General features: G+C 56.4%; 25 protein-coding genes and 1 tRNA gene. 11 read left to right on the top strand and 15 right to left on the bottom strand.

Annotated features, from left to right (window positions below):
- Positions 1 to 684 carry a hypothetical protein gene (locus tag HEQ34_RS02845; protein ID WP_296197089.1) on the top strand — a complete coding sequence of 228 codons (684 nt, stop codon included), beginning with the start codon at positions 1 to 3 and terminating at the stop codon, positions 682 to 684.
- Entirely contained in the window at positions 684 to 1,307 is a 624-nt protein-coding gene (locus HEQ34_RS02850) for a MarC family protein (protein WP_296197170.1), read from the top strand. The genes HEQ34_RS02845 and HEQ34_RS02850 overlap by 1 nt, the downstream gene beginning before the upstream one ends.
- On the opposite strand, the gene HEQ34_RS02855 is transcribed toward HEQ34_RS02850, so the two are convergent.
- On the bottom strand, positions 1,308 to 1,925 hold the full coding sequence (locus tag HEQ34_RS02855; RefSeq protein ID WP_296197173.1) for an LON peptidase substrate-binding domain-containing protein: 618 nt from the start codon (positions 1,923 to 1,925) through the stop codon (positions 1,308 to 1,310). It lies immediately after the preceding gene.
- The gene (locus HEQ34_RS02860) at positions 1,922 to 2,830 is read right to left on the bottom strand and encodes a tetratricopeptide repeat protein (RefSeq protein ID WP_296197177.1); all 909 of its coding nucleotides are present in this window, start codon (positions 2,828 to 2,830) and stop codon (positions 1,922 to 1,924) included. Before HEQ34_RS02860 ends, HEQ34_RS02855 begins: the two co-directional genes overlap by 4 nt.
- Before the next feature lie 185 nt (positions 2,831 to 3,015).
- Between HEQ34_RS02860 and HEQ34_RS02865 the strand changes: the two genes are divergently transcribed.
- Positions 3,016 to 3,090 (top strand) — tRNA-Gly (locus HEQ34_RS02865).
- Between the two features lie 176 nt (positions 3,091 to 3,266).
- Complete coding sequence (rhuM, locus tag HEQ34_RS02870) at positions 3,267 to 4,253, top strand: RhuM family protein (RefSeq protein WP_296197093.1); 987 nt, start codon at positions 3,267 to 3,269, stop codon at positions 4,251 to 4,253.
- Positions 4,254 to 4,318: 65 nt separating this feature from the next.
- Here the strand turns inward: rhuM and HEQ34_RS02875 are convergent.
- A protein-coding gene (locus HEQ34_RS02875; RefSeq protein ID WP_296196779.1) for an IS630 family transposase occupies positions 4,319 to 5,382 on the bottom strand; the annotation gives its coding sequence in 2 pieces (ribosomal slippage) (positions 4,319 to 4,888 and positions 4,891 to 5,382; 1,062 coding nt in all).
- A 204-nt stretch (positions 5,383 to 5,586) separates the two neighbouring features.
- Here HEQ34_RS02875 and HEQ34_RS02880 point away from each other — a divergent pair.
- Complete coding sequence (locus tag HEQ34_RS02880) at positions 5,587 to 5,730, top strand: hypothetical protein (protein WP_296197096.1); 144 nt, start codon at positions 5,587 to 5,589, stop codon at positions 5,728 to 5,730.
- Between the two features lie 61 nt (positions 5,731 to 5,791).
- Here the strand turns inward: HEQ34_RS02880 and HEQ34_RS02885 are convergent, their stop codons facing one another.
- Positions 5,792 to 6,841: a fatty acid desaturase gene (locus tag HEQ34_RS02885; RefSeq protein ID WP_296197180.1), complete on the bottom strand. Its 1,050-nt coding sequence runs from the start codon at positions 6,839 to 6,841 to the stop codon at positions 5,792 to 5,794.
- Between the two features lie 280 nt (positions 6,842 to 7,121).
- On the opposite strand from HEQ34_RS02885, the gene HEQ34_RS02890 reads away from it, so the two are divergent.
- Positions 7,122 to 9,080 (top strand): beta-galactosidase, encoded by a 1,959-nt coding sequence (locus tag HEQ34_RS02890; protein WP_296197098.1) that lies wholly within the window; start codon positions 7,122 to 7,124, stop codon positions 9,078 to 9,080.
- On the opposite strand, the gene HEQ34_RS02895 is transcribed toward HEQ34_RS02890, so the two are convergent.
- Complete coding sequence (locus HEQ34_RS02895; RefSeq protein ID WP_296197101.1) at positions 9,077 to 10,639, bottom strand: peptide chain release factor 3; 1,563 nt, start codon at positions 10,637 to 10,639, stop codon at positions 9,077 to 9,079. The two genes, HEQ34_RS02890 and HEQ34_RS02895, sit on opposite strands and share 4 nt — an antisense overlap.
- Before the next feature lie 24 nt (positions 10,640 to 10,663).
- Positions 10,664 to 11,287, bottom strand: coding sequence for a TetR/AcrR family transcriptional regulator (locus HEQ34_RS02900; protein WP_296197106.1), 624 nt, complete (start codon positions 11,285 to 11,287; stop codon positions 10,664 to 10,666).
- 103 nt (positions 11,288 to 11,390) lie between these two features.
- Between HEQ34_RS02900 and HEQ34_RS02905 the strand changes: the two genes are divergently transcribed.
- A complete protein-coding gene (locus tag HEQ34_RS02905) occupies positions 11,391 to 13,751 on the top strand; it encodes a TonB-dependent receptor (protein ID WP_296197108.1) in 2,361 nt (786 codons plus the stop codon).
- Between the two features lie 52 nt (positions 13,752 to 13,803).
- On the opposite strand, the gene pheT is transcribed toward HEQ34_RS02905, so the two are convergent.
- The 8 genes from pheT to HEQ34_RS02945 all read right to left on the bottom strand — a co-directional run bounded on the left by pheT (position 13,804) and on the right by HEQ34_RS02945 (position 21,222).
- Positions 13,804 to 16,203, bottom strand: coding sequence for a phenylalanine--tRNA ligase subunit beta (pheT, locus tag HEQ34_RS02910; RefSeq protein ID WP_296197111.1), 2,400 nt, complete (start codon positions 16,201 to 16,203; stop codon positions 13,804 to 13,806).
- Positions 16,204 to 16,267: 64 nt separating this feature from the next.
- A complete protein-coding gene (pheS, locus tag HEQ34_RS02915) occupies positions 16,268 to 17,350 on the bottom strand; it encodes a phenylalanine--tRNA ligase subunit alpha (protein ID WP_296197113.1) in 1,083 nt (360 codons plus the stop codon).
- 51 nt (positions 17,351 to 17,401) lie between these two features.
- Positions 17,402 to 17,725 (bottom strand): GIY-YIG nuclease family protein, encoded by a 324-nt coding sequence (locus HEQ34_RS02920; RefSeq protein ID WP_296197114.1) that lies wholly within the window; start codon positions 17,723 to 17,725, stop codon positions 17,402 to 17,404.
- Positions 17,726 to 17,860: 135 nt separating this feature from the next.
- Positions 17,861 to 18,226 carry a 50S ribosomal protein L20 gene (rplT, locus tag HEQ34_RS02925; protein ID WP_296197116.1) on the bottom strand — a complete coding sequence of 122 codons (366 nt, stop codon included), beginning with the start codon at positions 18,224 to 18,226 and terminating at the stop codon, positions 17,861 to 17,863.
- A gap of 98 nt (positions 18,227 to 18,324) precedes the next feature.
- The gene (gene rpmI / locus HEQ34_RS02930; protein WP_125231188.1) at positions 18,325 to 18,525 is read right to left on the bottom strand and encodes a 50S ribosomal protein L35; all 201 of its coding nucleotides are present in this window, start codon (positions 18,523 to 18,525) and stop codon (positions 18,325 to 18,327) included.
- A 107-nt stretch (positions 18,526 to 18,632) separates the two neighbouring features.
- Entirely contained in the window at positions 18,633 to 19,520 is an 888-nt protein-coding gene (locus HEQ34_RS02935; protein ID WP_296197118.1) for an AraC family transcriptional regulator, read from the bottom strand.
- Positions 19,508 to 20,287, bottom strand: coding sequence for an inositol monophosphatase family protein (locus HEQ34_RS02940; RefSeq protein WP_296197120.1), 780 nt, complete (start codon positions 20,285 to 20,287; stop codon positions 19,508 to 19,510). Before HEQ34_RS02940 ends, HEQ34_RS02935 begins: the two co-directional genes overlap by 13 nt.
- On the bottom strand, positions 20,287 to 21,222 hold the full coding sequence (locus HEQ34_RS02945; protein WP_296197125.1) for a ribose-phosphate pyrophosphokinase: 936 nt from the start codon (positions 21,220 to 21,222) through the stop codon (positions 20,287 to 20,289). Before HEQ34_RS02945 ends, HEQ34_RS02940 begins: the two co-directional genes overlap by 1 nt.
- Before the next feature lie 97 nt (positions 21,223 to 21,319).
- Here HEQ34_RS02945 and HEQ34_RS02950 point away from each other — a divergent pair, with 97 nt between their 5' ends.
- Genes HEQ34_RS02950 through HEQ34_RS02965 form a run of 4 tightly spaced genes read left to right on the top strand, consistent with a single transcriptional unit; the run spans position 21,320 to position 25,040 of the window.
- Entirely contained in the window at positions 21,320 to 22,978 is a 1,659-nt protein-coding gene (locus HEQ34_RS02950) for an NAD+ synthase (protein WP_296197128.1), read from the top strand.
- A gap of 59 nt (positions 22,979 to 23,037) precedes the next feature.
- A complete protein-coding gene (locus HEQ34_RS02955) occupies positions 23,038 to 23,445 on the top strand; it encodes a hypothetical protein (RefSeq protein ID WP_296197130.1) in 408 nt (135 codons plus the stop codon).
- A gap of 23 nt (positions 23,446 to 23,468) precedes the next feature.
- Positions 23,469 to 24,413 (top strand): bifunctional diaminohydroxyphosphoribosylaminopyrimidine deaminase/5-amino-6-(5-phosphoribosylamino)uracil reductase RibD, encoded by a 945-nt coding sequence (gene ribD, locus HEQ34_RS02960; RefSeq protein WP_296197134.1) that lies wholly within the window; start codon positions 23,469 to 23,471, stop codon positions 24,411 to 24,413.
- An 18-nt stretch (positions 24,414 to 24,431) separates the two neighbouring features.
- Positions 24,432 to 25,040 (top strand): riboflavin synthase, encoded by a 609-nt coding sequence (locus HEQ34_RS02965; RefSeq protein WP_296197137.1) that lies wholly within the window; start codon positions 24,432 to 24,434, stop codon positions 25,038 to 25,040.
- On the opposite strand, the gene HEQ34_RS02970 is transcribed toward HEQ34_RS02965, so the two are convergent.
- Positions 25,037 to 25,783, bottom strand: coding sequence for a DUF1134 domain-containing protein (locus HEQ34_RS02970; protein WP_296197139.1), 747 nt, complete (start codon positions 25,781 to 25,783; stop codon positions 25,037 to 25,039). The genes HEQ34_RS02965 and HEQ34_RS02970 overlap by 4 nt on opposite strands.
- Between the last annotated feature and the right edge of the window lie 178 nt (positions 25,784 to 25,961).

Raw genomic sequence — 25,961 nt, forward strand, 5'->3', positions numbered from 1 at the left:
ATGAAAGCATTTCCTGTCCTTCTTGCTGCCGCAGCGCTTTCGGCTTGTGCGTCGTCGCCAAGCCGCGAATATTATGAATTTCAGCCCAAAATCGCCAACCCAAGCGCGATTATTGCGGCAGACATTGGTTTTAATCAGCTTGCACAACAAAAGGGGCAATGGACCGCTTTTCGTGAAACAGCCGCTAAGGACGCCGTAATTTTCGTGCCGCAACCCACGCTTGCGCTCGAATGGCTGAAGGGCAAGGCGGACCCCGTTGCTTCGGTAAAGTGGCAACCGCATAAGGCGGTCATGTCCTGCGATGGCAAAACGGGTGTAACGACGGGCGCGTGGGAGAGGCCGGATGGCGCGGTCGGCTATTTCACCAATGTCTGGCAATTAGTGGAGAAAAATGCGCGCGGTGACGGGGAATGGAAATGGGTGCTACACCATAACGACACCCTGACCGTGCCACGTGCCCCCAAAGAGATGATTGAAACGAAGGTCGCCAGTTGCAAAGGCCGAGCGTCCGCGACGTTCACTACCCGGCCTCAGGGTGCAACAATAAAAACCGGCTATGCGGGTGATCAATCGTTGCGCTACACCTATATCGTTCAGCCAAGCGGCGCACGCACCGTCGAAATAACATTATGGAATGGCGCGGCAACCGAGACTGTCATCATGGATGAGGTTGCGCCGCAATGATGATTGAACTGTTTCTTTCGGCCTTCATCACTTTTTTCGTGGTGATCGACCCGCCGGGCTGTGCGCCGATTTACGCCAGCCTGACCAAGGGCGCCAATGCAACCCAGCGCCGCAATATGGCGTTGCGTGCCGTCATGGTTGCGTCGGGGATATTGCTGGTTTTTGCGTTGTTCGGCGAACAATTGCTGGGCGCGTTGCATATTGAATTGAACAGCTTCCGGATTGCAGGCGGGATCATGCTGTTCCTAATCGCCATCGACATGGTGTTTGAAAAGCGCACGTCACGCCGCGAGGAACGCGCGCAGAAAATCATCGACACGCCCGAGATTGAGGACGTTTCTGTCTTCCCCATGGCCATGCCGATGATCGCAGGGCCAGGGTCCATTGCCTCGGTCATGCTGCTTATGTCGCAAAATAGCGGGATTGACCGCGCTGGCGTCATTTTGGCGGCATTGGGAACCGTGCTTGTCCTGACCTTATTGGCGCTGCTCGCCGCTGGCCCCATCATGCGCGTTCTAGGTGCCAATGCTGAAGCCGTGATCACGCGGCTGTTGGGTGTGCTGCTCGCCGCGTTGGCCGCGCAATTTGTCATTGATGGCCTGAGGGCGAGCTTTCTGGACTGATTATTGAAGCGTGACGCGGTCGTCGGACCCGTCATGGCGTCCGAAAAAATGCATCAATTGCACAATAGTGTCGGCGCGGTCGGATAGCCCGCGCGCTTCCAACAAGGCTTGCTTGGCTGCAAAATCAAACGGCGCGATTTGGGCAATGGCATTAACCAGAGAATAATCGTCCAGCTGCGACACCGCCGCCCAATCGACGCTATACCCTTGCGATTCGGCAAAGCGGCGTGATTCGATTTCAATCGACGCGCGTTCGGCCAATGACAGCGCTTCGCCCATCTCATCTTCGTCCCACAATTCGGCCTCAACTTGGCGAAAGCTTGTGGTCACATTCAATTCCTTGATCACCGAAAAGCGTTGCACGCCTTCAAGAATGATATTGTATCGCCCATCGTCTAGCGCCTCCACATCGTGAATCCGTGCAAGACAGCCGACGTTGAACAAAGGCGGCTGGTTGCCTTGCCCCTTGGGCTGGATCATACCGATCTTGCGGTCACGGGCCAGCGAATCGCTTACGAGATCGCGATAGCGCGGTTCAAAAATATGCAGCGGCAGTTGCATGCTCGGGAAAATAATCGCGCCGGTGAGCGGGAAAATCGAAATCCGTTGCGCGGTCATCCGAACAGGATCGCTGACAATTTTCGGCGTGTCGCTGCTACCCATGAGTCTTCCAATCCAATTAAAGCAAATATTTCGAGGAGCCGCGCCTTGGCTGCGCCGTCATTCCATTCGCGGTCCGCTGCGATGATATGCAGTAACGCTTCGGCGGACCCGTCACGGTCGCCCCCTGCCATCAGTGCATTGGCAAGTTCCAAGCGCACAGCATGGTCATCAGGTGACGCTGCAACGGCGGCCTTTAACCGCGCCAATTCTTCCGGCGGGACGGCCGCGGCGGCAATGCTCAAGTGCGATCCTGCCTTTTCCAGCGCTGGATCGGCGCGGAGTTCCTCGCTGAGGCTGTCAAAAATAGCCTGCGCCTCATCCTGACGTCCCAATGCGGCCAATGCACGGATCAGCCCGGACACAGCGGCAGGATGTTCGGGCAATACCGAAAGCACTTGGGCAAACAGGGCATAAGCTTGCTCGGCGCTGTCCTGCACCAAAAGGGCCTCAGCCTCTTCCACAAGCGGTGCGTATTGCACGGCTGGGTCGGTAACGGCCCCACCAGCGGTGATCGGCAGCTTCTCCAACAATTGGTCAAGCATTTGCCGCAGTTGCGGTTCCGTGCGTGCCGGCGACAGGTCCGCAACGGGCTGCCCCTGGAATATCGCGTAAACCGTTGGAATGGACCGTACCTGAAATTGCGCGGCGATAAACTTGTTCTCGTCGACATTGACCTTGGCCAGTATTACGCCGCGATCGGCATATTCCGCCGCGATCTTTTCCAATATCGGCGTCAGTTGCTTGCACGGTCCGCACCATTCGGCCCAGAAATCGAGGATCACCAAATGCTCCATCGACGGCGCGACAACGTCGGTCCGAAATTGCTCAACGGCTTTTTGTTCGTCGGTGGTCAGGCCCATCGTCGCCAAGTTCAGTCTCCAATCTTCAGGATTCGTTTCATCCCTTATGTGGGCACAGCGATAGCTTTCACAAGACAGGCTTTACCCCGTTTTCGTAAAAAGGCGGCATTTGGGGCTTGCGGGGGGATATACCCCATGCTAACGGCGCGCCTCACCCGTCAGGAATTAGTTGCCTGACCGCCAGAGCGGGCGTAGCTCAGGGGTAGAGCACAACCTTGCCAAGGTTGGGGTCGAGGGTTCGAATCCCTTCGCCCGCTCCATTTTTCGATAGCTTTGATGACTGCCATCGCGGCCCTTGGGGGAAGCGAAACAGGGTATTTTTAAGTATACTAATGCGTTGAGAGTGATTGCCACTCTGCGGGTAGCTATTGGCAACCTCCGCACGAAATGCTATTTGTTCCCTTTACGTTCAAATCGCGCTTTGAGGACTGCATTAATGTCAGAATTGGAGCCTGTGCATCTGCAAGAGGATCAGGCGACGGGTGATCGCTTCCTTGTTTATGGAACCGATAATGGACCTAAGGTAGAAATCTATTATCAAGGTGACGAACTTTGGATGACACAGGCCCAAATCGCCGACCTTTACGGTCGTGATGTTTCGACAATATCGCGTCATATCAACGGGATATTAGAAGAGGGTGAATTGGACGATAATCATTTGCAGAAAATGCAAATGAATCCGCGAGGCGGTCCGACGACATTGTTTAGCTTAGATATGGTGATCTCTGTCGGCTACCGCGTCTCGTCAAAGCAAGCCACCTTGTTTCGCAGATGGGCGACAGACAAACTTGTACAATTCGCCACGAAGGGATTCGTCGTAGATGCCACTCGGCTCAAGAGTCCCGATTATCGTGACCGCGTTGCTGAGCTACGCGATATCATCAGGGACATCCGTTCGGACGAAGCCAATGTCTATCGCGAGCTACGTTCTATCTGTGCAATGTGCCAGGATTATGATGGCACTTCAGACGAGTGGCACGAATTCTATAAAAACACGCAAGCCAAGCTAATTTATGCGGTCGCGTCACATACCCCTGCCGAAGTTCTCAAAATCAGAGCCGACTCCAATGCACCCAACATGGGGCTTCAAACATGGCCTAATGACAACATCAGCAAAGCTGACGTCACTACGTCTAAGAACTATCTGGCAGACCGAGAAATAAAGGAGCTTAATCGTCTTACGACTATTCTGCTCGATATATTTGAAGATCAACTGGACATTGGGCGGTTGAAGACGATGGTTGAAGCAGGGCATTTACTCGACAAACAGCTAAAGGATTTAGGGTCAGGACCTATTAAATCCACCTTCGCGGCGTCAAAATGGCAAAGATATCGAAGGAAAATGGCCGCCGCAGGCAGTAATTCTGCCTGCAAGGGCATTTTGTTTCGAGATCAAAGCCATTTTGGCGTCCTTCGGATTTGACCCATTTTGTCCATTGCCGCGTTGGCAAAGCTAGACTTAGAACCACTAATACCAACCTGCAATGATCATAACCCACTGGCCCATTTGCGGTGCCCGATGGTCATAATGCGCCAAGGCTGATCTATGAGTTTGTTCCACGCCTCGCAGCAGAGGTCGACGATATTGTCGTGGGAAGTGAACACCCGGTTGGAGAGCCAGTTGTCGCGCATGAACTGCCAGATATTCTCAACCGGGTTGAGTTCAGGACATTTGGCCGGAAGCGCGATGATGCTGATATTGCCGGGAACATCCAGCTTGTCAGTCATATGCCAACCGGCTTGATCCATCAGTATAACAGCGTGAGCGCCAGGAGCGACGGCGAGCGCTATTTCTGTCAGATGGAGTGTCATGGTTTCGGTATTGCAGAACGGCAGCACCAGCCCCGCGCCCTTGCCGTGCTCCGGGCAGATTGCGCCGAAGATATAGGCCGATTTGGTCCGCTGGTCTTTGGGTGCCGATGGCCGCGTCCCGCGTCTGGCCCAACGCCGCGTGATCTTGTTCTTCTGGCCAATCCGCGCTTCGTCCTGGAACCAAATCTCTATCGGCGTGCCCTTCGGGAGAGTTGCTCTGACCTTTGCAAGCTCGGCGGCAAAGCCCCCTTTTTAAAGGCCTCCATCGCAAGCTCGTTCTGGGCGTAGTGGCGAGGCCGCGCCGTCAGCTTGACATAGCCCAGTCTCTTTAGCTCACGCCCCACGGTCGTTGCATCAAGCGAGACAGCAAATTCGTAATGAAGCCACTGGACCAAGTCGACCAGCCGCCAGCGAACGACGCCATGGATCGCCGGGATCGGGCCGCACTCGACCATTTCGACAAGCGCGCGGCGCTGGGCATCATTGAGCAGCGACTGTCTTCCCGGGGCCTTGCCATCGAGCAGCCCATCGGGACCTCGGGCGTTGAACCTCACCACCCAGTCACGCACGATCTGTAAGCCCACCCCGCCGATCCGCGCCGCCCTTGTCCGGCTGCCACCGTCGTAGATCTCGGCCAATGCCAAAAGCCGGCGGGCCTGGTTCGCACTTTTCGACTTCCGCGCCAGTCGCCTCAAGGCAGTGCCGTCAAAATCATCCCGCAAGCTAATCGCTGATCCCATGTCACGTCCTCCAAATGAAGAACAACATAGAATCAGACTTTCCACCGTTTGGGAATCCCAAATCTGAGTCAGCCTCACCGCAGCTTGGTATAAGCCTGCGCTTTGCCGCCTTGCACTGAACAAAATGGCCTCAAACCGCGAAGGTGGATTTAATAGGTCCTGACCCTAGGTCGGTCAGTGCTGCGTTCGGGTGGACGTGTATCCATGCAGGATGCCAAAAGACACGCCGAACGTGAATATGACAAGTTTAAAGCAAAGGTTAAAGCGTTGCGCCATGAAGCGGCTGACAAGGTAATTTCTGAAATTAAAACTGCGCAAAAAGGTCTTCCAAGAGGCACGAAGAAATAGCGATGGCCTACCGGCAGACTTTAAAGCCATGCCGGAAAAAGCGGTGTTTGGGCGTCATATCTTAACCGCCCCGCACGAACGTGCTGCGCGTCAATCGCGTCACCAACCCTGCCAAACCATCATAATTTGCGCGGTGATAGGCGGAGTCCGGGGCCAATTGTGCTGTTAGGCGGCGGTGGGCTTCGCCTAAGGCATGATAGGGTACGCTGGGGAGTAAATGGTGCAGCGCGTGGTAGCGCAGTCCTACGGGTGCCCAGATTGATGCCAGCATACCGGGTGGCGGCACGTTGACGCTGTCGAGGAACTGCGCAGTGACGCTTAACGGCTCCCCGTCATTTTCCCATAAATGGGCCACAAGTGTGCGGACCTGATTCAGCACGGCAACGCTGGAGACGATAGCCAAAAATATCAGAAAGGCATTCATCGGAATATAGCCGCTGAACACGCCGCCCAGCAGAACAATCGACCAAATGCTCGCGGCGGTTTCTTGTATGATCCAGTTGCGACGCGCTTCGCCCTCGGCCGGACGGCGGCGGAAGGCGGGATTGATTGCAAGGCCTGAATATCGTTCCACCACAATCTGGCGAAGCCCGGGAATGAACAGCGAAAGCGGCGCAAGCACGGCGTTGCGGAACAGCAATGCAAAGGGTGCGAGCAGAGAGGCGAATATGAACAAGGGTAATGTCCAAGGCTTCATCAACGCCAGCGGCAGATATTCAGGATCCTGATCGGTACCGTATCGCGTGCGCGCATGGTGGAGATTGTGAATGCCTTCATACATGTACGACGGCACGAGCAGAGGCACACCAATCACCGCGTTAAAGCCAAAGCGGAAACCGGGTAGGGCCGAATGCTTTACATGGCTGACTTCATGGATGAAGCCGCCGGCGCGATAGAGCGCAAGCACCGATATCAGAGCTGCGACACATTGCAGCCAAAGATTGCCGGAAAGGATTGTTACCGCAAGGCCAGCATAACCCAAAAAGGCGGACGCCAGAAAGTCAGACCAGAAAATGCGTGGGTTGGGCGTGCCCAAGTCGCGCGTCAATTCAGCCACAGCGCGCAGCATCGCCTTATCATCGGGCACGCGCTTGAGCGCAGCCGCGCGCATCGCAACATCACTATCCGGCTGGACATCTGTTGCAGGGGTATGCGCGGTCAGAGTGCTGTTACGCAGAGGCGAATCAATGGGGCCAGCTATTGTCATGCACCTTAGATAAGCGCCAGTCATGGCGAGAAAATGGCAGAATGCAAGAATTATGGCGCTGTTGTCTCCCTTACGTCCATCGCATGCGTCATGACCGCCGCCGCAGTTTGCGGGTCTATGCGCGTTCCTAAAGGCACAACGTCTACAGGCTTGTCAGGCGCTCGGCGTCCGCTAAATACGCCGTATGTTAGGTGTTTGCTATTATCCCGAACATTGGCCGGAAGAATTTTGGCCGCGTGACGCCCGTCGGATGCGTGCGCTTGGGCTGACCTATGTGCGCATCGGCGAATTCGCCTGGGGGCGGATCGAAAAAAGCGAAGGCGTTTTTGATTGGGCGTGGATGGACCGCGCGATCGAAACCCTCGGCGCTGTGGGCCTCAAGGTCGTGTTGGGGACACCGACCGCAACACCGCCCAAATATTTGTGCGCAAAATATCCTGATATTCTGCCGGTTGATATTCACACCGGCCAGGTCCGCGGGTTCGGGTCGCGGCGACATTATGATTTTTCGAGCGAAACCTATTTGATGCAGGCGGAACGCATTACTGACGCAATGGCGCGGCGATATGGCGGCCACCCCCATGTTGTGGGTTGGCAGACGGACAATGAACTGTGCTGCCACGACACGACAATGAGCGCATCGCCAGCGGCGTTGGAAAAGTTCCGCGCTTATTGCGCGCAGCGTTATGGCGATATCGAAACGTTGAATGCGGCATGGGGCAATGTGTTCTGGTCGATGGAATATGATGGCTTCGACCAGATCGAGCTTCCCTTTTTCACGGTGTGTGAGACGAACCCGGCGCACCGTTTGGCCTATCGCCGTTTTGCATCGGAACAAGTCGTACATTTTCATGACGTCATGATATCGGCCATTCGCCGTCATGCCCGGCCGGACCAATGGGTGACGCACAACATCATTCCGCCGGCTACAACTGGCGTTGATAATGCCGCTTTGACGAAGGCGCTCGATTTCGTGAGCTATGACAATTATCCGCTCGGCTTTTCGGATCAATTGATGGCGAAGGCGTCGGCGGAGGAATGGAAGCCGTTTATGCGCACGGGACATCCTGACCTGGCCGCGCTGAATTTCGATTCGGTGCGCGGCCTGTCCAAGGGTGCGTGGTGGGTGATGGAGCAGCAGCCGGGTCCGGTAAACTGGGCACCGCATAATCCGCGCCCTGCACCCGGTATGGTGCGCCATTGGACGCTGCAGGCCTTTGCCCATGGCGCAGGCTGCGTTGCCTATTTCCGCTGGCGGCAAGTGCCATTTGCGCAGGAACAAATGCATGCAGGGCTATTGCGGCCCGACGATATGCCCGCGACGGCATGGGCGGAGGTCGAGCAGGTGGCGGCAGAGATGCAGTTGCTGGGCGACATGTCGGCGGTGGCGCCCAAGGCCCCTGTGGCGATCATCATTGATCCGGTGTCGGGCTGGGTCGATGATATTGAGCGTCAAGGCGCGGGCTATCGATATGATGCCGTCATCTTCCAATATTATTGCGCGCTGCGCGGCGCTGGCGTCGATGTGGACTTTGTGTCGGCAGGCGAAGCGCGGCTGGATGGTTATCGCCTGATTGTCGTGCCAACGCTGGCGGTGCTCGATGATGCTGCGTTCGATGCGTTGAAAGCGAGCGAGGGCCTGTTACTATTTGGTCCGCGCTGCGGCGCAAAGACGGAGGAGTTTTCTATTGTTGACGGCCTGCCGCCGGGACGATTGCGTGAATTTGTGCCGATCAAGGTGACGTCGGTAGAAACGCTGCGTCCAGATTGTAACGGGACCATCACGTACAAGAATTCGGTGCATGAAAGCGGACGTTGGCGCGAAACGATCGAAGTCGGCGCGGCGGATATCATCGCCACTTATGAAGATGGCGCACCCGCGGCGGTCCGGTCAGGACGGAGCGTGTATCTCGCGACGTTGACCGACGACGCGTGTGTCAAAAACATGCTGGTTGATTTGTGTGCTGAGGCTGGGGTCGCCATAACGCTGCTGCCGCCGACATTGCGCTTGCGCCGCCGGGGTGATCTGACCTTTGCGTTCAATCTTGCCGAAACGCGCGCGAATGCCCCTGCGCCAGACGGCGCAGTATTCGTCATCGGCAGCCCCGAAATTGAACCCTTTGGCGTTGCTGTCTGGCGTTAGCGCTCTTTGGTTGCGCTAAATTTCAGGTCCGGATGCTTTTCCTGTTGATACCCCACATCCCATGACGAGCGCGCCATAAACACAGGGTGGCCATCGCGATCCTTGGCCATATTGCCGCCGTTGAACGACACAAATTGCGCCAATGCGCTTTCCGAACCGATCAGCCAGCGCGCCGTGTCATATGGCGCAGCTTCCAAGAAAGCATCGACCTTATACTCCGCCTCAAGCCGAGAGATCAGCACGTCCAATTGCAATTGCCCGACAACGCCAATGACCCAATTGGAACCGATTTCAGGGTAGAATACCTGAATGACGCCCTCTTCGCTCAAGTCATCGAGCGCCTTGCGCAATTGCTTGGTCTTGGTGGGGTCGCGCAACACGACACGGCGCAAGATTTCCGGTGCAAAATTCGGCAGGCCCGTAAAGCGGACATCATTGCGTTCCGACAAGGTATCGCCAACACGTAGCGTGCCATGGTTAGGAATACCGATGATGTCGCCGGGTTCGGCGCTGTCGGCAATTTCGCGGTCTTGGGCAAAAAACAGGATTGGCGAATGAATCGCCACCGGCTTTCCAAGCCCGGATGGCGTCAACTTCATGCCACGCTTGAACGTGCCTGAGCACAGCCGCATGAATGCGATACGGTCACGGTGCTGCGGGTCCATATTGGCCTGCACCTTAAAAATAAAGCCGGTGACTTCCTTTTCCGACGGATCGATATTGCCCTTTGAACTTGGCTGTGGCCGGGGTGGGGGGGCGAAGGCCGCAATGGCGTTGATCAGCTCGATCACGCCAAATTCTTTCAACGCAGACCCGAAATATACAGGCGTCAGGTCGCCGTTCTGGAACGCGGTCAGGTCAAAGTCCGCATATCCCGCTTGCGCAAGTTCCGCTTCCTCGCGCAGTCGGTGTACGCCCGCTGGCGTTAGCACCTGTTCCAGCGTGGCCGCGTCAAGCCCGCTATGATCGCTAATTTTGCCTTCAAATGCCTTGCTGTCGCCCGACGGTTGGCTGAGGCGGCCGCTATTGAAATCATATAGGCCTTCAAATTCACCGCCCATGCCAACGGGCCAATTCATCGGGCAGACATCCAGCGCGAGTGCGTCGGCGACCTCGTCAATCGTTTCAAACGCGGCGCGGCCTTCGCGGTCTACCTTGTTGACGAAGGTGATGATCGGCACGCTGCGCAGGCGGCAGACTTCAAACAGCTTGCGGGTTTGCGGCTCAATACCTTTGGCCGCATCAATGACCATGATGGCCGAATCGACCGCCGTCAGCGTCCGGTAGGTATCTTCGGAAAAATCCTCATGCCCCGGCGTATCGAGCAAGTTGAAAACAATGCCATCTTTCTGGAACGTCATCACCGATGATGTAACCGAAATTCCGCGTTGTTGTTCGATCTTCATCCAGTCCGAACGCGCGCGCCGGGCTTGCCCGCGTGCCTTGACTTCACCGGCCAAGTGAATCGCGCCACCTTGCAGCAGCAATTTCTCCGTCAGCGTGGTCTTACCCGCATCAGGGTGGGAAATAATGGCAAAGGTCCGGCGGTTCAGCGTCATACCGCGCGGCTTAGGGGCGATTGATTAACGCTTCAACCCGTTTGTCAGCAGATCAGTGGCAATGTTGGCCACATCGGCCACGTCGCGATCTTCGCCCATGACGCCGTAGCGTAGGCCCAGAAACACGTTCATGCCGACAATGGCCCAAGCGTGGACTTCCTCGACATCATCGCGCAACTGGCCCTTGGCGGCGGCGTTTTTCAAGCTGGCGAGATAGCCCTTTACCGTGTCTTCATAATGCGCGCGATAACTTGGCGGATCGACAAACTCGGCTTCATCGATAATCCGGTAAAGCTCTTTATGCTCGCGCACGAATTCTAGGAATTTGGCAAGGCCTTTGCGCTCGCCCTCCATCCGGTCGGGTTCTGCTGCCATCACTGGACCAACATTATGGCGCACCTGAGCGGACATATCGCGCACGAGCGCACGGAACAGCGAATCTTTCGAATCAAAATAGGTGTAGAAACTACCAAGAGCTGCGCCCGCACGTTGCGTAATCGAGACAACAGAACTGTCGTGAAACCCCTTTTCGCCGAACTCCGCTGCCGCCGCATCTAGCAAAAGACGCAGAGTCTTACGCCCCCTTTCGGTGCGCGGCGTTTTTCCTGCCGGTGTCATTGTTGCTGATATGCCACGTTCGGCAGACATTCGCTACGCTTTCTAAATCCATTAAGTTGAAACATGGTTCAACTTTCACTATAAGGCAATTTGCAAGCGGGTAAAGACCCGCAATATTGGAGGAGAGTGAACAATGAAATCCCCTAAAACTGCGATAATCCGCGCCGCCTTATTCGCCAGCATCGCATCGTCGGGTGTGGTCTGGGCAGCGCCTGCGTTTGCGCAAGAGACTGCGCCCACCATGAATGAGGCCGAAGGCAGCGGCGAAATCATCGTTACTGCTCGCCGCCGTGAGGAAAATCTTATCGACGTGCCAATCGCGGTGAGTGCTTTTTCTGGTGAATCGCTTGAAATGCGAGGTGCGCTTGACCTCACCGACATCGGAAATATCACACCAAACACCACGCTTGAAACGTCGCGCGGCAGCAACTCGACATTGTCCGCTTTCATCCGCGGCATTGGGCAGCAGGACCCTGTTTCCGGTTTTGAACCGGGCGTCGGTATCTATCTCGACGATGTCTATCTGAATCGTCCGCAAGCTGCGGTGCTGGACATATATGAAGTTGAGCGCATCGAAGTGCTGCGCGGCCCACAAGGCACATTATATGGCCGCAACACCATCGGCGGCGCGGTCAAATATGTAACCAAGCGGTTGCCGCAAGACTTTGCACTAAGTGCACGCGCTACCGTTGGGACATATGACCAAGCCGACGGCGTCTTGACCGTTTCGGCACCCCTTGGCGACATTGTCCGCGTCGGCGGCAGCGTCGCGCGGCTCTCGCGTGGTGGCTTTGGCGACAATCTGACCACGGGTCTGGAAAACTATAACAAGGACGTCTGGGCGGCGCGTGGCACGCTTGAAATGGGCGGCTATGGCGCGCCAGTTTCGGTTCGCATCAGCGGCGATTACAGCCATGACAAAAGCAACCCGCGCGGTGGCCATCGCTTGATCCGGGGCCTGCTTTCGGGCGCGCCTGTGCTGGAAAATGTCTATGACACACGCGGCGGGCTTGTCGATCCAAAGCAGGATATTGAGGCTTTTGGCTTTGCGATGAACATTTCGGTCGATCTGTCGGACAGCCTGACGCTGCGTTCTATCAGTGCATGGCGCAAGGATGACAGTCTGACCCCAATCGACTTCGACGCATTGCCTGCGGCGGACGTTGACGTGCCCGGTGGCTATTTCAACGAACAGATTAGCCAAGAGGTTCAATTACTCGTTGATGCGGGGCCATTTAGCGGCATGGTCGGTGCTTATTATCTTGATGCAACGGCGGACACGTTGTTCGACGTTCGCCTTTTCAACACTTTGGCGGGACTGACAGCCTTTACCAATGCTGCGGTCGACACTGAAACCTACGCCGTGTTCGGCGATTTCACTTATGATTTTTCCGAACAGTTGAGCCTGTCATTTGGTGGGCGATATACGTGGGACGAGCGCAGTGCAAACATCCTGCGCCAGAATTATCTGGGCGGTGGTTCCCCATTTTTTGGTGGAGCAGGCGTGCCCTTTGGCGCACCAAGCACCAATTTCAACGGCAGCCGCAGCTTCAAAAAATTCACGCCACGCATATCGCTTAGCTTCAAGCCAGCGCCAGATCACAATATCTACGCCAGCTTTAGCCAGGGCTTCAAGGGCGGCGGTTTCGACCCGCGCGGTGTTGGCACCAACGCGCCTGATTTGAACGGCAACGGCATTCGGGGCGAAAATGAAGAAGTCGCGGCGTTTCTGAGCTTCCGCCCTGAAAGCGTCGACAGTTATGAAGTTGGCTATAAGGGCAATTTGTTTGATGGCGGTCTGACCTTTGCCCTTGCTGGCTTCTACGCCGATTATAAGGATGTCCAAATCCCCGGTTCGGTTGCCTGCATCGTGGGCGGCTTGCCATCTTTCTGTGGCGTTACGTCAAACGCGGGCAAGGCAACTTTCAAGGGTGTCGAGCTGGAATTCAACGCACGTTTGGCTGAAAGCTTCGCGAGCGATGGCGACCGCCTCAACCTGCTGGGTGCGGTGGGGTATATCGACGCACAATTTGACGAATATATAACCAACATTGCAAGCGTTCCGACCGATGTGGCCCAATATCGCGATGTGCAGAATACGCCATCTTTGACGGCAAGCGCGACGCTTGCTTATATGACGCCCGCCGGTGCTGGACGTTTGAATTTCGGCACAACGGTTTCATACCGCAGCAGCACCTCGCAGTTCGAAATTCCAAATCCGTATATCGATCAATCCGGCTATGCCTTGGTGGATGCGAGCCTGGTCTACACATCACCTGATGATCGTTGGAGCATAGGCCTGCATGGTAAAAACCTTACTGACAAGGAATATAAGACCTCGGGCTATAGCTTCATCGTGGGCAATGCGACCACGGGTGTGCCAACGCTTGGCGGTGGTGGCTTGCCGCTCGCGTCGTTAGGCCGTGAAGGCACGCTGACGGCGTTCTATGGCAACCCACGCCAAGTATTTCTAACTGCGGGTGTGAAGTTCTAAGCACGCGTTTCGACGCTTATGTAAAAAAGGCCGGGCAATCGCCCGGCCTTTTTCATCCGCGCAGCACGGCGCCCAATTTTGTGGCCGCGGCGATGACCTTGTCTGAAATGGCTTTCAGTTCATCATCGCTATAGCTTTTTTCCGTCGGCTGAAGCGTAACTTCAACCGCAAGGCTCACTTGCCCTTCAGGCACGCCTTGTCCGGCGAAGCGGTCGAACAGGCGGACCGCCACGATATCATCCTTGTCGCAACCCTTTATGGCGCGAACCAGATCATGCGCAGGCATGTCTGCTGCGACCAGAAACGCAAAATCGCGCGTCACCGCTTGCAATGCTGGTGGTGTGAACGCTGGCCGCATGAAGCCGCTCGCTTTCTTCAACGGTATGGCATCCAAAAAGATTTCCGCCGCCACGACAACGCCATCAAGGTCGAACGCCTTTGCAGTTGCCGGGTGTAAAGTGCCAAAGGCCGCCAATATGTTCTTTGGCCCCATGCGCAAGGTGGCCGACTGCCCCGGATGATAATGCGCGCCCGCATCGTCCATTACCAGCAAGCCGTCGGTGGCGACGCCTGCGGCCTTCAGCAAGGCAATCGCTTCTGCCTTTGCATCGAAGGCGTCAAAGCGTGCGGCCTTACCCGCTGCCCAGTTTCGCGCCGAACGATCCCCCGCCAGCACGATTCCTGCGGTTGCGCGCTCGTCGCTCGTGCCGTCAGTGCCAACGAAGTAGCGCCGCCCAATCTCGAATAACCGAACCGAAGATGCGCCGCGATCCATGTTGCGCTGTGCCGCCGAAAGCAGCCCAGGCAACAAAGAAGGTCGCATGACCTTCATGTCCTCGGAAATCGGGTTAGCTAGGCCCCATGCGCCACCACCAAAGGCGTCGGCCGCCTTTTGCGGCAGAAAGGACCAGTTGATGGCTTCATTGAGGCCGCGTGCCGCCGCCGCGCGCCGGACTTTGCGTTCCAAGGATTGCGCGGGCGTCGCGGTGGGCTTGGCCACGCCATCGGCGCGGGGCAATGGCACCGACACGACATTGTCGAGGCCAACCATGCGCACAACTTCTTCCACAATGTCGGCGGGTCCATCGACGTCACGACGCCATGACGGCACAATTATGCTCCAGTCCGATGTGACCGAAAAGCCAAGTCTTTCAAGAATGTTGCGCTGTTCCTCTGGCGCAACATCAACCCCGCCCAGGCGGCGGCAATAATCGGTATCATAAGAAAATATGCGCGGCGCAACGGGCGCTTGGCCAGCGCGGGTGATGGCGCTTGCCGTGCCGCCGGTCAGCTCAAGAACAAGCTTTGTGGCAATTGCAAGCCCGTCGTCGAGAAATGCCGGATCAACGCCCCGTTCAAAACGCTGGCGCGCATCGCTGGTCAGGCCAAGCTTCTGTCCCGTGCGGGCAATATGTTCAGGATCGAAAAACGCGCATTCGATGAGGACATTCACTGTGCCTTCCGAAACACCGCTATGTTCGCCGCCCATGATGCCGCCAATGTCATGCACCATCGCGTCGTCGGCTATGACGGTCATGCTGGCATCCAACGTGTAGCTTTTGCCGTTGAGCGCAACCATCTGTTCGCCGTCTACGGCTTTGCGCGCTACCAGCGCACCATTTAGCTTGTCTTGGTCATAGACGTGTAAAGGGCGGCCAAGGTCAATCGACAGGAAATTGGTGATGTCGACCAAGGCAGAAATCGGCTTTTGGCCAATCGCTTTCAACTTGGCGCGCATCCATTCAGGCGAATCCATATTGTGCACGCCCAAGACCGATTGCGCATAAAATGCCGGACAGCCGGCTACGTCATCGGTGCGGACGTTCGGCGCGGCGTCGGTGCCCTCCAAGGGCGCGGACAGATCAATTTTATACACCTCGCCCAGCGGCTTTAGCGTGCCCAGCCCTGCCGCCGCCAGATCGCGCGCAATGCCACGCACGCCCATGCAATCCTGCCGATTGGGCGTAATGCTGACATCGATGACTGGGTCGTCAAGACCCGCCCAATCAGCATAGACTTGCCCAACTGGCGCATCGTCTGGAAGCTCGATAATACCATCATGGTCATCGCCAAGTTCAAGCTCAGCAATGGAACACATCATGCCGTTCGATTCGACGCCGCGGATGGCCGCTACCTTCAGTACCATGCCATTGGCGGGTACGACTGCGCCAGCCGGACCAAAGACGCCAAGCATGCCTGCGCGCGCATTAGGCGCGCCGCAGACGACCTGAAGCGGTTCCCCGCCTGCGTCAACCGACAGGACTTGCAGCTTGTCCGCTTGCGGGTGCGGGGCGGCGCTGATGACCTTTGCAATACGGAAGGCGGACAAGGCGTCAGCCGGGTTTTCAATACCTTCGACTTCCAAACCAATGCGGTTCAGGCAGTCAGCGACGGCTGGCATATCCGCGTCGGTGTCGAGATGCTCTTTAAGCCACGAAAGGGAGAATTTCATTGGAAGTATCCCTTTCGTGCCCCGGACAGCGATCCGGGGCCCAGAATCAAAAGAGTTGAGAATTTCATGCGCCTACGCCTCCGCTTAGCGTCGGTACATCGAGCGCATTGAACCCATAATGTTGCAGCCAGCGATTATCGCCATCAAAAAACGCACGCAGATCATCCATGCCATATTTCAGCATCGCCAGACGATCGACGCCTGTGCCAAAGGCAAAGCCCTGCCACACATCGGGATCAAGCCCGCAGGCCGCAATAACCTTACGGTGGACCATGCCCGAGCCGAGCACTTCCATCCAGCCTTCGGCCCCACCGATAACCCGTTTGCCGTTAATGACGGAATAGCCGACATCAACCTCCACCGAAGGTTCCGTGAATGGGAAATAGCTTGGGCGCAGACGCAGGACGACATCCTCGCGTTCGAAATAGGCCTTTAAAAATGTCTCCAGCGTCCATTTCAGATGGCCCAGATGGATGCCCTTGTCGATGACAAGGCCTTCAATCTGGTGGAACATCGGCGTGTGCGTTGCATCGCTGTCGCTGCGGTAGACGCGGCCCGGCGCGATGATGCGGATGGGTGGTTCCTGTGACGTCATGGTGCGGATTTGCACGGGCGATGTGTGCGTGCGCAGCACCATTTTTTGGCCATCGCGGGCCATGTCGTCGGGAAAATAAAATGTGTCGTGCATGGCGCGGGCCGGATGCGTTTCGGGGATGTTGAGCGCGGTGAAATTGTGCCAGTCATCCTCAATTTCGGGCCCTTCGGCCACGGCAAAGCCCATATCGGCGAAAATCTCTGCCAGCTCGTCCATGACCTGGCTAACGGGGTGGATCGTCCCACGCGGGGCGTCTGGCGCAGGCAGCGTCATGTCGACACGCTCGGTGGCGAGGCGTGTTTGAAGAGTGGCTGTTTCAAAGATTGTCTTTTGAGCCTCTATTGTGCCGATTATTGCAGCCTTCCACAGATTAATCTTGTGCCCTTTTTCGACGCGCTCCTCGGGCGACATTGAACCGAGCGTCTTTAACAGAGCAGTTAACTCGCCGTTTTTTCCCAGCACCGCAATGCGTGCGGATTCCAGCGCGTCCATGTCTTTCGACCTCTCGACCAATTGCATCAGTCGTTTGCCGATTGCCTCAATATCACTCATTTTCGTCATTCCCGCGAAGGCGGGAATCTAACTCCCGCGTGTTCCTAAATTTCACAACTTCCGCGATGGCAGAGTTGGAAAGCCCAAATCAACCGCCAAATCGCGCCAATTCGGGTTTTCCATCTCGATCAGGTTGATTTTCCACTGCCTATTCCATTTCTTGATCTGCTTTTCCCGCAATATTGCCGTTTCCATTGTGGCATGCTGTTCATACCAAATAAGCATCTTTACATTATGGTTGGCGGTAAAGCCTTCAAATATGTCTTCGCGGTGCTGATGCAGTCGTTGCATCAGATGCGACGTGACGCCCACATATAGCGTCCCGTAGCGGCGGCTTGCCAAAATATAGACTGTTGGTTGGAAGTCCGCGTGCATAAAGATGTCCGGAGTTGGATCCCCGCCTGCGCGGGGATGACGAGGGTAAAATTCACTGCCTGAACTGCATAAGCAAAAGGGCGCGAACGGCAAGTGCCGCCCACGCCCTTTTGCGCATGTATCGAAGTGAGAGGCTTAAGCTGCCTTAGACAGCGCCGCTTTCGACTGCGCAATGATGGTGCTAAACATCGCCGCCTCGTTCATTGCCAGGTCGGCAAGGACCTTGCGGTCGAGTTCGACATTCGCCAGCTTCAGGCCGTGCATGAACACGCCGTAGGTCATGCCTTCGGCGCGGACTGCGGCGTTGATACGCTGGATCCACAATGCGCGGAAGTTCCGCTTGTTTACCTTACGGTCGCGATATGCATATTGGCCGGCCTTTTCGACGGCCTGGCGTGCAACGCGGATCGTATTTTTGCGACGGCCATAATAGCCCTTCGCCTGCTCTAAAATTCTTTTATGTTTGGCTTTGGTGGTCACACCACGTTTGACGCGTGCCATAATCTATATCCTTTATTTTTTCGTGGTCGCGTGGCTTAACCGAAAAACCGGTTCCCACTTTTTCGCACCACGCTTCGTCTGAAAACGTACGCGCAGTCTTACAGACCGTAGGGCGCCCATTTCTTGATTGTCTTGGCATCGGGATCAGAGATCACGCTGGTGCCACGGTTTTGGCGGATATACTTGGCATTATGGCTGCTCAAACGGTGCCGCTTTCCAACGACGCCATGTTTGATCTTGCCTGTTGCGGTGATTTTGAAGCGTTTCTTCACACCGCTCTTGGTCTTGAGCTTGGGCATTTTGGTCTCCTTTGTTGAGTCCGTATCAAGCCGACATGGCAGCCCTATTGGCCAGCCTGCTTATTCGGAAGGCGCGCGACTAGCGGGATTCGCATGCGAATGCAAGTCTATTGCCCGTACGAAGGCTCCGGAAGCTGCAATGCTTGCAGCGGCTGACCCACCTGCTGCGCGCGTGCATGGATCGATGCGCTGCTGATCGCGCGCGGCATGGCGAGATAATGGCCAGGGGACATGCCCATGAATTGATGGAATTCGCGATTAAAATGGGCTTGGTCAAAATATTGTCCGTCCATCGCATCGGACCATTTCAGATCCGGATGCTGCATGGCATTGGCCAATGTTCGCAAAAAACGTTGGCGACGCAGCATGAATTTGGGCGGGAAACCGAAGATCCGGCGCGCGAGCCGCTCAAGCCGTTGTTGGCCCATGCCAGATGCTTCTGCAAGGTCGCGCACATTGCTGATCTCGGGATTGGCTATGGCGTGGTGGATGTTGTCAATTTCCGCCTCCAGCGGGTCGGGGTCGCCAAGGGATTGCAGCATGACGTGATCGAACAGCGCTGCAATTTGCTCCGGATCGGTGATACCATCTATTTCGCGCCTTAACTGCGCAAGCCGCGCGAATTCAGGGGCTGCATCCACCGCATGTACTCTGTTGGCCCAGCGATCTGCCGGACAGCCAACGATCCGATACCAACCCAAAGGCAATAATCCCAGCCCGACAAGCTGTATGTTGCGAAAGCGCACCAATGCGGCCCGGCCCGTTGGCCCAGTAATGCTGTCGGCGGGAATATCGAGCGGATCCAAGCCCACAGTGTTGCCCCTTGCCTGCCCGCGCAGGGCAAAACGCACGGTTGCCCATTCAGGATAGAGGAAATCCTCCTGCTCCGAACCATTGCTGCCCGTATCAAGGAAATAATAAGTGGAAAGATAGCGCCGAAGCGGCTTGGCGGGTAAAATGAATTGAATGGTATCTGCGATCGCTAATGATGGCATGCAAGTGCCTCAAGTACATCGTCAAGGCGCGCCGGATCGCCCACCGCAATTACCTGTCCATCCGAAGCTCCGTGAAGCGGCTCCCCCGACCAGTCGCTCATCATGCCCCCTGCGCCCGTTACCACCGGAATCAAAGCAGCAAAGTCATGAAGTTTCAAGCCTGCTTCCACAACGAGGTCGATATGGCCGCTGGCGAGCAATGCGTAATTATAACAATCACCGCCAAACAGCATTTTTTTATGCGCCGTTCGGGCGGCAAGCTCCATAAAATGGTCGCCGTCATGCTGACTGAAATATTGCGGTCCAGACGTTGCTAGGGTCGCTGCGGCAAGCGCCCTGCACGATCGGGTTTGCACCGGCGCGCCATTCAGCGTGGTCGGATAGCCCGCCGCGCCAACCCAGCGTTCGCCGTTTATGCATTGGTCAATGACGCCAAGCACCGGCCAATTATCCTCTAGCAAGGCAATCAGCGTTCCGAATATTGGCCGCCCGGCCATGAAGCTGACTGTGCCGTCAATGGGGTCGATAATCCAGCTTCGGCCAGAAGTGCCGCTTTTTTCGCCAAATTCTTCGCCAATGATACCGTCGCGCGGGCATTCAGCATCCAATATCCGGCGGATGGCGCTTTCGCCTGCGCGGTCAGCCTCAGTAACGGGCGAGGCATCTGACTTTGTTTCCTGGGCGAAGGTTGACCGGAAAAACGGGCGGATTGCTTGCCCGGCCGCATCCGCCAAGCGATTGGCAAGGAGGATATCGGCAGGTGTCATCAATCGAACAAGGAGCTAACCGAGCTTTCGTCCGTAATCCGCTTGATCGCCTCACCCAACAAGGGCGCAATCGGAAGCTGGCGGATTTTCGCGCTCGCATTGGCTGCATCCGACGCCATAATCGAATCGGTGATGACCAACTTTCGTAACGACGATGCGTTGACGCGGTTGACGGCTTCACCAGACAATACGCCATGCGTGATATAGGCAACAACATCGGACGCGCCCGCCGCTTTCAAGGCGTCGGCGGCATTGCACAATGTGCCAGCGCTGTCGGCAATGTCGTCGATCAGGATGCAGAAGCGGTCTTTTACGTCGCCGATGATGTTCATAACTTCGGATACACCTGCTTTTTCGCGTCGCTTGTCGACGATTGCAAGCGGTGCGTCGTCGAGGCGTTTGGCGAGCGCGCGCGCGCGGACAACGCCGCCAACATCGGGGGATACGACAGTGATGTTTTTGTTGCCGTGCCGCTCCAATATGTCCGCGCTCATGACGGGCGCGCCATAGAGATTGTCAGTGGGAATATCAAAAAAGCCCTGAATCTGGCCAGCGTGCAAATCAACGGTCAACACCCGGTCGGCGCCCGCCTCGGTAATGAGATTGGCAACGAGCTTGGCAGAAATGGGCGTGCGCGGTCCGGGCTTCCGATCCTGACGCGCATAGCCGAAATAAGGCAAAACGGCTGTAATGCGCTTGGCCGACGCACGGCGCAACGCGTCGATCATGATCAGCAGTTCCATCAAATTGTCATTTGCGGGATGGCTGGTGGATTGAATCACAAACATATCTTCGCCGCGGACATTTTCGTGAATTTCTACGAAAATTTCATTGTCGGCGAAACGCCGGACGCTGGCGTTGGTCAGCGGCAATTTCATATAATCGGCAATACCCTGCGCCAGCGGCAGGTTGCTGTTGCCTGTCATTAACTTCATATGCGTGTCCCCGAAATCTCTTATGACGCTCTAGCGATGCGAGGCTGGCCTGACAATCGGCTTGCTCCGCTAGTTTGTGGACAATAAGGGTGGAGACATGACAAACCAGCTTAATATTGCAATGGCGCAGCTTAATCAGCGCGTCGGCGACCTTGCAGGTAACGCGGCCGCAATGCTGGAGTGGCGCGTAAAGGCCGGGCCAGCTGATCTGATCGTGTTTCCTGAACAGCAACTGATTGGCTATCCGGCCGAAGACCTGGTGCTGAAGCCTGCATTTGCGGCACGTGCCGCCGAACAATTGGCCAAACTCGCGGCTGCAACTGCGGACGGCGGGCCAGCGATGCTCGTTGGCTCGATTTTTGTGGATGATGGCGCGTTGTATAACGGCATTGCCTTGCTGGACGGCGGGCGGATTGCCGCTGTGCGATACAAGCATGAATTGCCCAATTACGGGACTTTTGATGAAAAGCGGATTTTTGCGGCGGGTCCGTTGCCAGAGCCTGTCGAATTTCGCGGTGTGCGTCTGGGTGCGCCGATTTGCGAAGATGGCTGGTTGGCACCCGTTAGCCTGCACTTAAAGGAACGCGGCGCGGAACTGCTGATTTCGACCAATGGGAGCCCCTATGAAATCGACAAGGATGACCGGCGGCTGGAGGAAGTGTTTGCGGCGCGGGTTCGCGAAACCGGATTGCCATTAATGTTCCTGAACCGCGTCGGCGGACAGGATGAGCTGGTCTTTGACGGCAGCTCATTCGTGCTGAATGCCGATGGCGCAGTTGCGCACCGCCTGCCTGACTGGGAAGAACATCTTCGCATGACGCATTGGCACCGCAGCGCGGGAGGCTGGGAATGTGCAGATGGCCCCAAGGCGCTTTGGGAGGAGCATCCCGCAGATATCTATAGCGCGATGGTCGTTGGCTTGCGCGATTATGTCGACACCAATCGCTTTCCGGGCGTGGTGTTGGGCATGTCGGGCGGTATCGACAGCGCATTATGTGCCGCTATCGCCGCAGACGCGCTTGGTCCGGATCGCGTCTGGTGCGTCATGCTGCCCAGTCGCTACACCAGCCAATCGAGCCTACATGACGCCGCCGAATGCGCCGCGATGATCGGGTGCAAGATCGACACTATCCCCATTTCGCCAGCGGTCGAGGCGTTCGATGACATGCTGTCGGACAGTTTCGCCGACCGCGATGTCGACATTACAGAGGAAAACATCCAGTCACGAATCCGTGGGCTCACGCTCATGGCCTTGTCTAACAAATTTGGTCACATGCTGCTCACGACAGGCAACAAGAGCGAGATGAGCGTTGGCTATGCGACGATCTATGGTGACATGGCGGGCGGATATAACCCATTGAAGGACGCGTATAAAATGACCGTCTTTGCCATTTCAAAATGGCGGAATGGCCATAAACCAAGATTTGCCCTTGGCCGTGACGGGCCAGTGATTCCCGACAATATCATCACCAAGCCACCCAGCGCAGAATTGCGACCGGACCAGAAAGACAGCGATTCGCTGCCCGATTACCCCATTCTCGATAAGATGCTGCATGCATTGGTGGAGGAGGAGCGGTCCGTGGATGAGGTTGTCGCGCTTGGCTTTGATAGGGACGCGGTCACGCGGATCGAACGTTTGCTCTATCTCGCCGAGTATAAACGGCGGCAGGCACCGCCGGGCGTAAAGCTTGGGACCCGCAATTTTGGCCGCGACCGGCGTTACCCGATCACCAACGCCTTCCGCAGCGGCGGATAATCTGCGCGTCCTGTAAGTGGACACTGGAAATCGCGCATCGTGCGCCTTATTGGAGTGCCATGGCGTTTTTCAAAGATGTATCGTTCCGCAACGCAGGCAGCGACCTGGTGGGGTTTCTGCGCACGTCAGGCCGTCACAGCCCTTGGCTGTTTTTGGCGGCCTGCGTGCCCACGGCGATCATCATGTACACATTTTATCTCGATTCTATCGAGAAGGCTACGCCACCGCCGCGCGAGATCATTTATATTGAAAGCTGGCCCGCCACACGCTCGCTTGAAGAAACTAAGGCAGCAATTGCCGAACGCCAAAAGTTGAAAGACGAAATGCGCGCTCGTGAAAAGGAGGCGTATAAGGCATTTGGACGGGCGGTCGGGATGGACGTCGACAAGATAGATCGCGATGCACAAAGCGCGCAGGAGGCAAAGAAAGCCGTTGCGGCTCCGGCTTCTGTAGGAGCAGGGCAATAGCTCTCGCCAGCGACCTTCGGTTCATGGCGGTGGCTTTGTCGCTCGCTGAACGCGGTGTTGGGCGAACCGGCCTAAATCCTTCCGTTGGCTGCATCATCGTGAAAGACGGCCGGGTCATAGGACGCGGGTGGACGCAGCCCGGTGGCCGTCCACATGCAGAGGCCATGGCACTGGCGCAAGCTGGAGAAGCGGCGCGCGGCAGTACAATCTACGTCACGCTGGAACCCTGCGCCCATATGTCACAACGCGGCCCGGCTTGTGCGCAATTATTGACCGAAGCAGAGCCCGCGAGGGTTGTTATTGCATTGCAAGACCCCGATCCACGCACTTCTGGCGCTGGCATGGAGGCGCTCAAAGCTGCGGGAATTGGGGTCACCACTGACGTCATGGCATCCCAAGCGCGGCAAAGCCTGGCTGGCTTTATGAGCCGGATAGATCGCGGGCGCCCTTTTGTAACCTTGAAGATCGCAAGCTCGCTAGACGGCCAAATCGCGATGGCGGATGGCAGCAGCCGGTGGATCACTGGCGACGTTGCGCGCGCGCATAGCCATGTCGAACGGGCACGCACAGACGCAATATTATTGGGGGCAGGGACCGTCCGTGCCGATTCACCGCAATTGAACGTCCGGCTCGCCGGGCTGGGTGCATACCAACCCCGCAGGATCATGCTTGGCAGTGCCGATGCGCCGCAGGGTTGGGAGGTTATTCGCACGCCGCAGGATATTGCAAAATTGGGCTGCAACACTTTGCTGATTGAAGGCGGCGCTGCGACAGCGGCCGCTTTCTTGCGTGACGGCCTGGTCGACAGGCTCATGCTGTATCGCGCGCCAATATTGCTTGGCGCTGGCAAGGCATGTTTGAACGACATCGGGCTTACCCAACTTCAGGATGCCCATGGAATTTGGCAGCTTTCGGACGCCCGAAGTCTTGGCAAGGACCGTCTCGAAGTCTACGAAAAAACGAATTAGGAAAAGGGTGCAGCATATATGTTTACAGGTATCATCACGGACGTCGGCAGCATTCGGACATCCGAACAGCGCGGCGACCTGCGCCTCGTCATATCCTGCGCCTATGATACGGATAGCGTTGCCATTGGGGCCTCGATTGCCTGTTCGGGTGTATGCCTGACTGTCGTTGATAAAGGCGATGGATGGTTCGCGGTTGACGCATCAGCAGAAACCATTTCGTGCACAGCAGCCGGTATGTGGGAACAAGGTACCCGACTGAACCTCGAACGCGCCTTAAAAGTCGGCGATGAACTGGGCGGGCATATTGTTACTGGCCATGTCGATGGTGTTGGACACATCGTCGCCAGCGAAACCATTGGTGACAGTTGGAAAGTCACGGTTGCGGCTCCGTCCAGCCTTGCGGCTTATATCGCGGCCAAGGGCTCGATCACCGTCGACGGCGTATCGCTCACCGTCAATGACATTGCAGATCAAGCCGATGGTTCTGCGCATTTCATGCTGAATATCATTCCGCACACGGCGCAGATGACGACATTAGGCACGCTTGATGTCGGGCGGCACGTCAATTTGGAAATCGACGTGCTGGCCCGCTATCTCAAACGGATGGAGGATATCCGCGCGCGTTAAAAGGGTAGCCAGCGCTGCTTTTTGGAAAAGCGCATATACCCTACATTCGCGCCAAGCCGAAGTCCTGCACCGACCCGGATTGGGATCAATACTACATCGCCGCGACGCAGGTAGCTGGCGTTAAAACCGCCACCCAGATAGGCAACGCCCTCGGCCGCTGGGAAGCGTTCGTAGATGTCTTCTGTGTCGTACAGGTTATAGACCAAAATGAACGTGCTTCCTGCATTTGCCCCTGCGTCAGGACCAATGGAGGGGCCGGTCCAATAGACCGGTTTTTCGCCTTCCACGCGGTGGTTTAATGTGCCGGACCCATAACGAAGGCCGACTAAAAAAGCGCCGCCGCCTTCACGTCCCACAATATATCCATTGGGGCGCCCCTGTTTTTTGAGGATATCCTCAATCAGCAAAGCGAGTCCTTGCGCGCCTTTTCCAAACACGCCTTCAGCGGCGCCAATGAGGTCGTCCTGTTGATATGTATCGCCTGCCGGCACAGCCATTTGCGCCACTTCAACGCCGGGTTGGGTGCCAGAGCCGTCTGCGGGCATTGCGTCGGTTGGCACACCATCTTGCACGACCGTTTTGCCTTGCGCTATTGGCGCAGCTTGCGTGCTGGCATCTGGGCCAGCGGGCGGCGTGCCAAGGTCCGCGTCAATCGCGTCATTCGGATCAACATTACTGATCTGTGCATTTACGGGCGAAGCAAAAAGCGTGCCTGCCGCCAGCAGCACCAACAGGTAATGCATCGGTTTGTGTAATCCTATTTTCGCCAAAAACATGCGGCCCCACCTCAAAAGTTATATTTCCCATGCTATGGACTAGCTGGATGAGCGCATGATGAACAGGCGACAATGCGTGTCCAATGCGCGTCAAACTGAACCTAGGTCCTGACCCTAAGCCCCTAGTTTTCTTCTTATCCGTCGT

Origin of the sequence: Sphingorhabdus sp. (assembly GCF_023910635.1) — a bacterium.
In the GTDB taxonomy this organism is placed as follows: Bacteria; Pseudomonadota; Alphaproteobacteria; order Sphingomonadales; family Sphingomonadaceae; genus Sphingorhabdus_B.

Excerpts from the sequence above, each read along its gene's own strand:
- HEQ34_RS02950 (WP_296197128.1), top strand. The coding sequence starts at position 21,320 with ATGACAAACCAGCTTAATATTGCAATGGCGCAGCTTAATCAGCGCGTC.
- rhuM (WP_296197093.1), top strand. The coding sequence starts at position 3,267 with ATGTCAGAATTGGAGCCTGTGCATCTGCAAGAGGATCAGGCGACGGGT.
- HEQ34_RS02900 (WP_296197106.1), bottom strand. The coding sequence starts at position 11,287 with ATGTCTGCCGAACGTGGCATATCAGCAACAATGACACCGGCAGGAAAA.
- HEQ34_RS02965 (WP_296197137.1), top strand. The coding sequence starts at position 24,432 with ATGTTTACAGGTATCATCACGGACGTCGGCAGCATTCGGACATCCGAA.
- HEQ34_RS02850 (WP_296197170.1), top strand. The coding sequence starts at position 684 with ATGATTGAACTGTTTCTTTCGGCCTTCATCACTTTTTTCGTGGTGATC.
- HEQ34_RS02880 (WP_296197096.1), top strand. The coding sequence starts at position 5,587 with ATGCAGGATGCCAAAAGACACGCCGAACGTGAATATGACAAGTTTAAA.
- pheS (WP_296197113.1), bottom strand. The coding sequence starts at position 17,350 with ATGAGTGATATTGAGGCAATCGGCAAACGACTGATGCAATTGGTCGAG.
- HEQ34_RS02845 (WP_296197089.1), top strand. The coding sequence starts at position 1 with ATGAAAGCATTTCCTGTCCTTCTTGCTGCCGCAGCGCTTTCGGCTTGT.
- ribD (WP_296197134.1), top strand. The coding sequence starts at position 23,469 with ATGGCGGTGGCTTTGTCGCTCGCTGAACGCGGTGTTGGGCGAACCGGC.
- pheT (WP_296197111.1), bottom strand. The coding sequence starts at position 16,203 with ATGAAATTCTCCCTTTCGTGGCTTAAAGAGCATCTCGACACCGACGCG.
- HEQ34_RS02855 (WP_296197173.1), bottom strand. The coding sequence starts at position 1,925 with ATGACCGCGCAACGGATTTCGATTTTCCCGCTCACCGGCGCGATTATT.
- HEQ34_RS02935 (WP_296197118.1), bottom strand. The coding sequence starts at position 19,520 with ATGCCATCATTAGCGATCGCAGATACCATTCAATTCATTTTACCCGCC.
- HEQ34_RS02955 (WP_296197130.1), top strand. The coding sequence starts at position 23,038 with ATGGCGTTTTTCAAAGATGTATCGTTCCGCAACGCAGGCAGCGACCTG.
- HEQ34_RS02920 (WP_296197114.1), bottom strand. The coding sequence starts at position 17,725 with ATGCACGCGGACTTCCAACCAACAGTCTATATTTTGGCAAGCCGCCGC.
- HEQ34_RS02945 (WP_296197125.1), bottom strand. The coding sequence starts at position 21,222 with ATGAAGTTAATGACAGGCAACAGCAACCTGCCGCTGGCGCAGGGTATT.
- HEQ34_RS02905 (WP_296197108.1), top strand. The coding sequence starts at position 11,391 with ATGAAATCCCCTAAAACTGCGATAATCCGCGCCGCCTTATTCGCCAGC.
- HEQ34_RS02970 (WP_296197139.1), bottom strand. The coding sequence starts at position 25,783 with ATGCATTACCTGTTGGTGCTGCTGGCGGCAGGCACGCTTTTTGCTTCG.
- HEQ34_RS02890 (WP_296197098.1), top strand. The coding sequence starts at position 7,122 with ATGTTAGGTGTTTGCTATTATCCCGAACATTGGCCGGAAGAATTTTGG.
- HEQ34_RS02940 (WP_296197120.1), bottom strand. The coding sequence starts at position 20,287 with ATGACACCTGCCGATATCCTCCTTGCCAATCGCTTGGCGGATGCGGCC.
- rpmI (WP_125231188.1), bottom strand. The coding sequence starts at position 18,525 with ATGCCCAAGCTCAAGACCAAGAGCGGTGTGAAGAAACGCTTCAAAATC.
- HEQ34_RS02860 (WP_296197177.1), bottom strand. The coding sequence starts at position 2,830 with ATGGGCCTGACCACCGACGAACAAAAAGCCGTTGAGCAATTTCGGACC.
- HEQ34_RS02895 (WP_296197101.1), bottom strand. The coding sequence starts at position 10,639 with ATGACGCTGAACCGCCGGACCTTTGCCATTATTTCCCACCCTGATGCG.
- HEQ34_RS02885 (WP_296197180.1), bottom strand. The coding sequence starts at position 6,841 with ATGCGCGCGGCTGCGCTCAAGCGCGTGCCCGATGATAAGGCGATGCTG.
- rplT (WP_296197116.1), bottom strand. The coding sequence starts at position 18,226 with ATGGCACGCGTCAAACGTGGTGTGACCACCAAAGCCAAACATAAAAGA.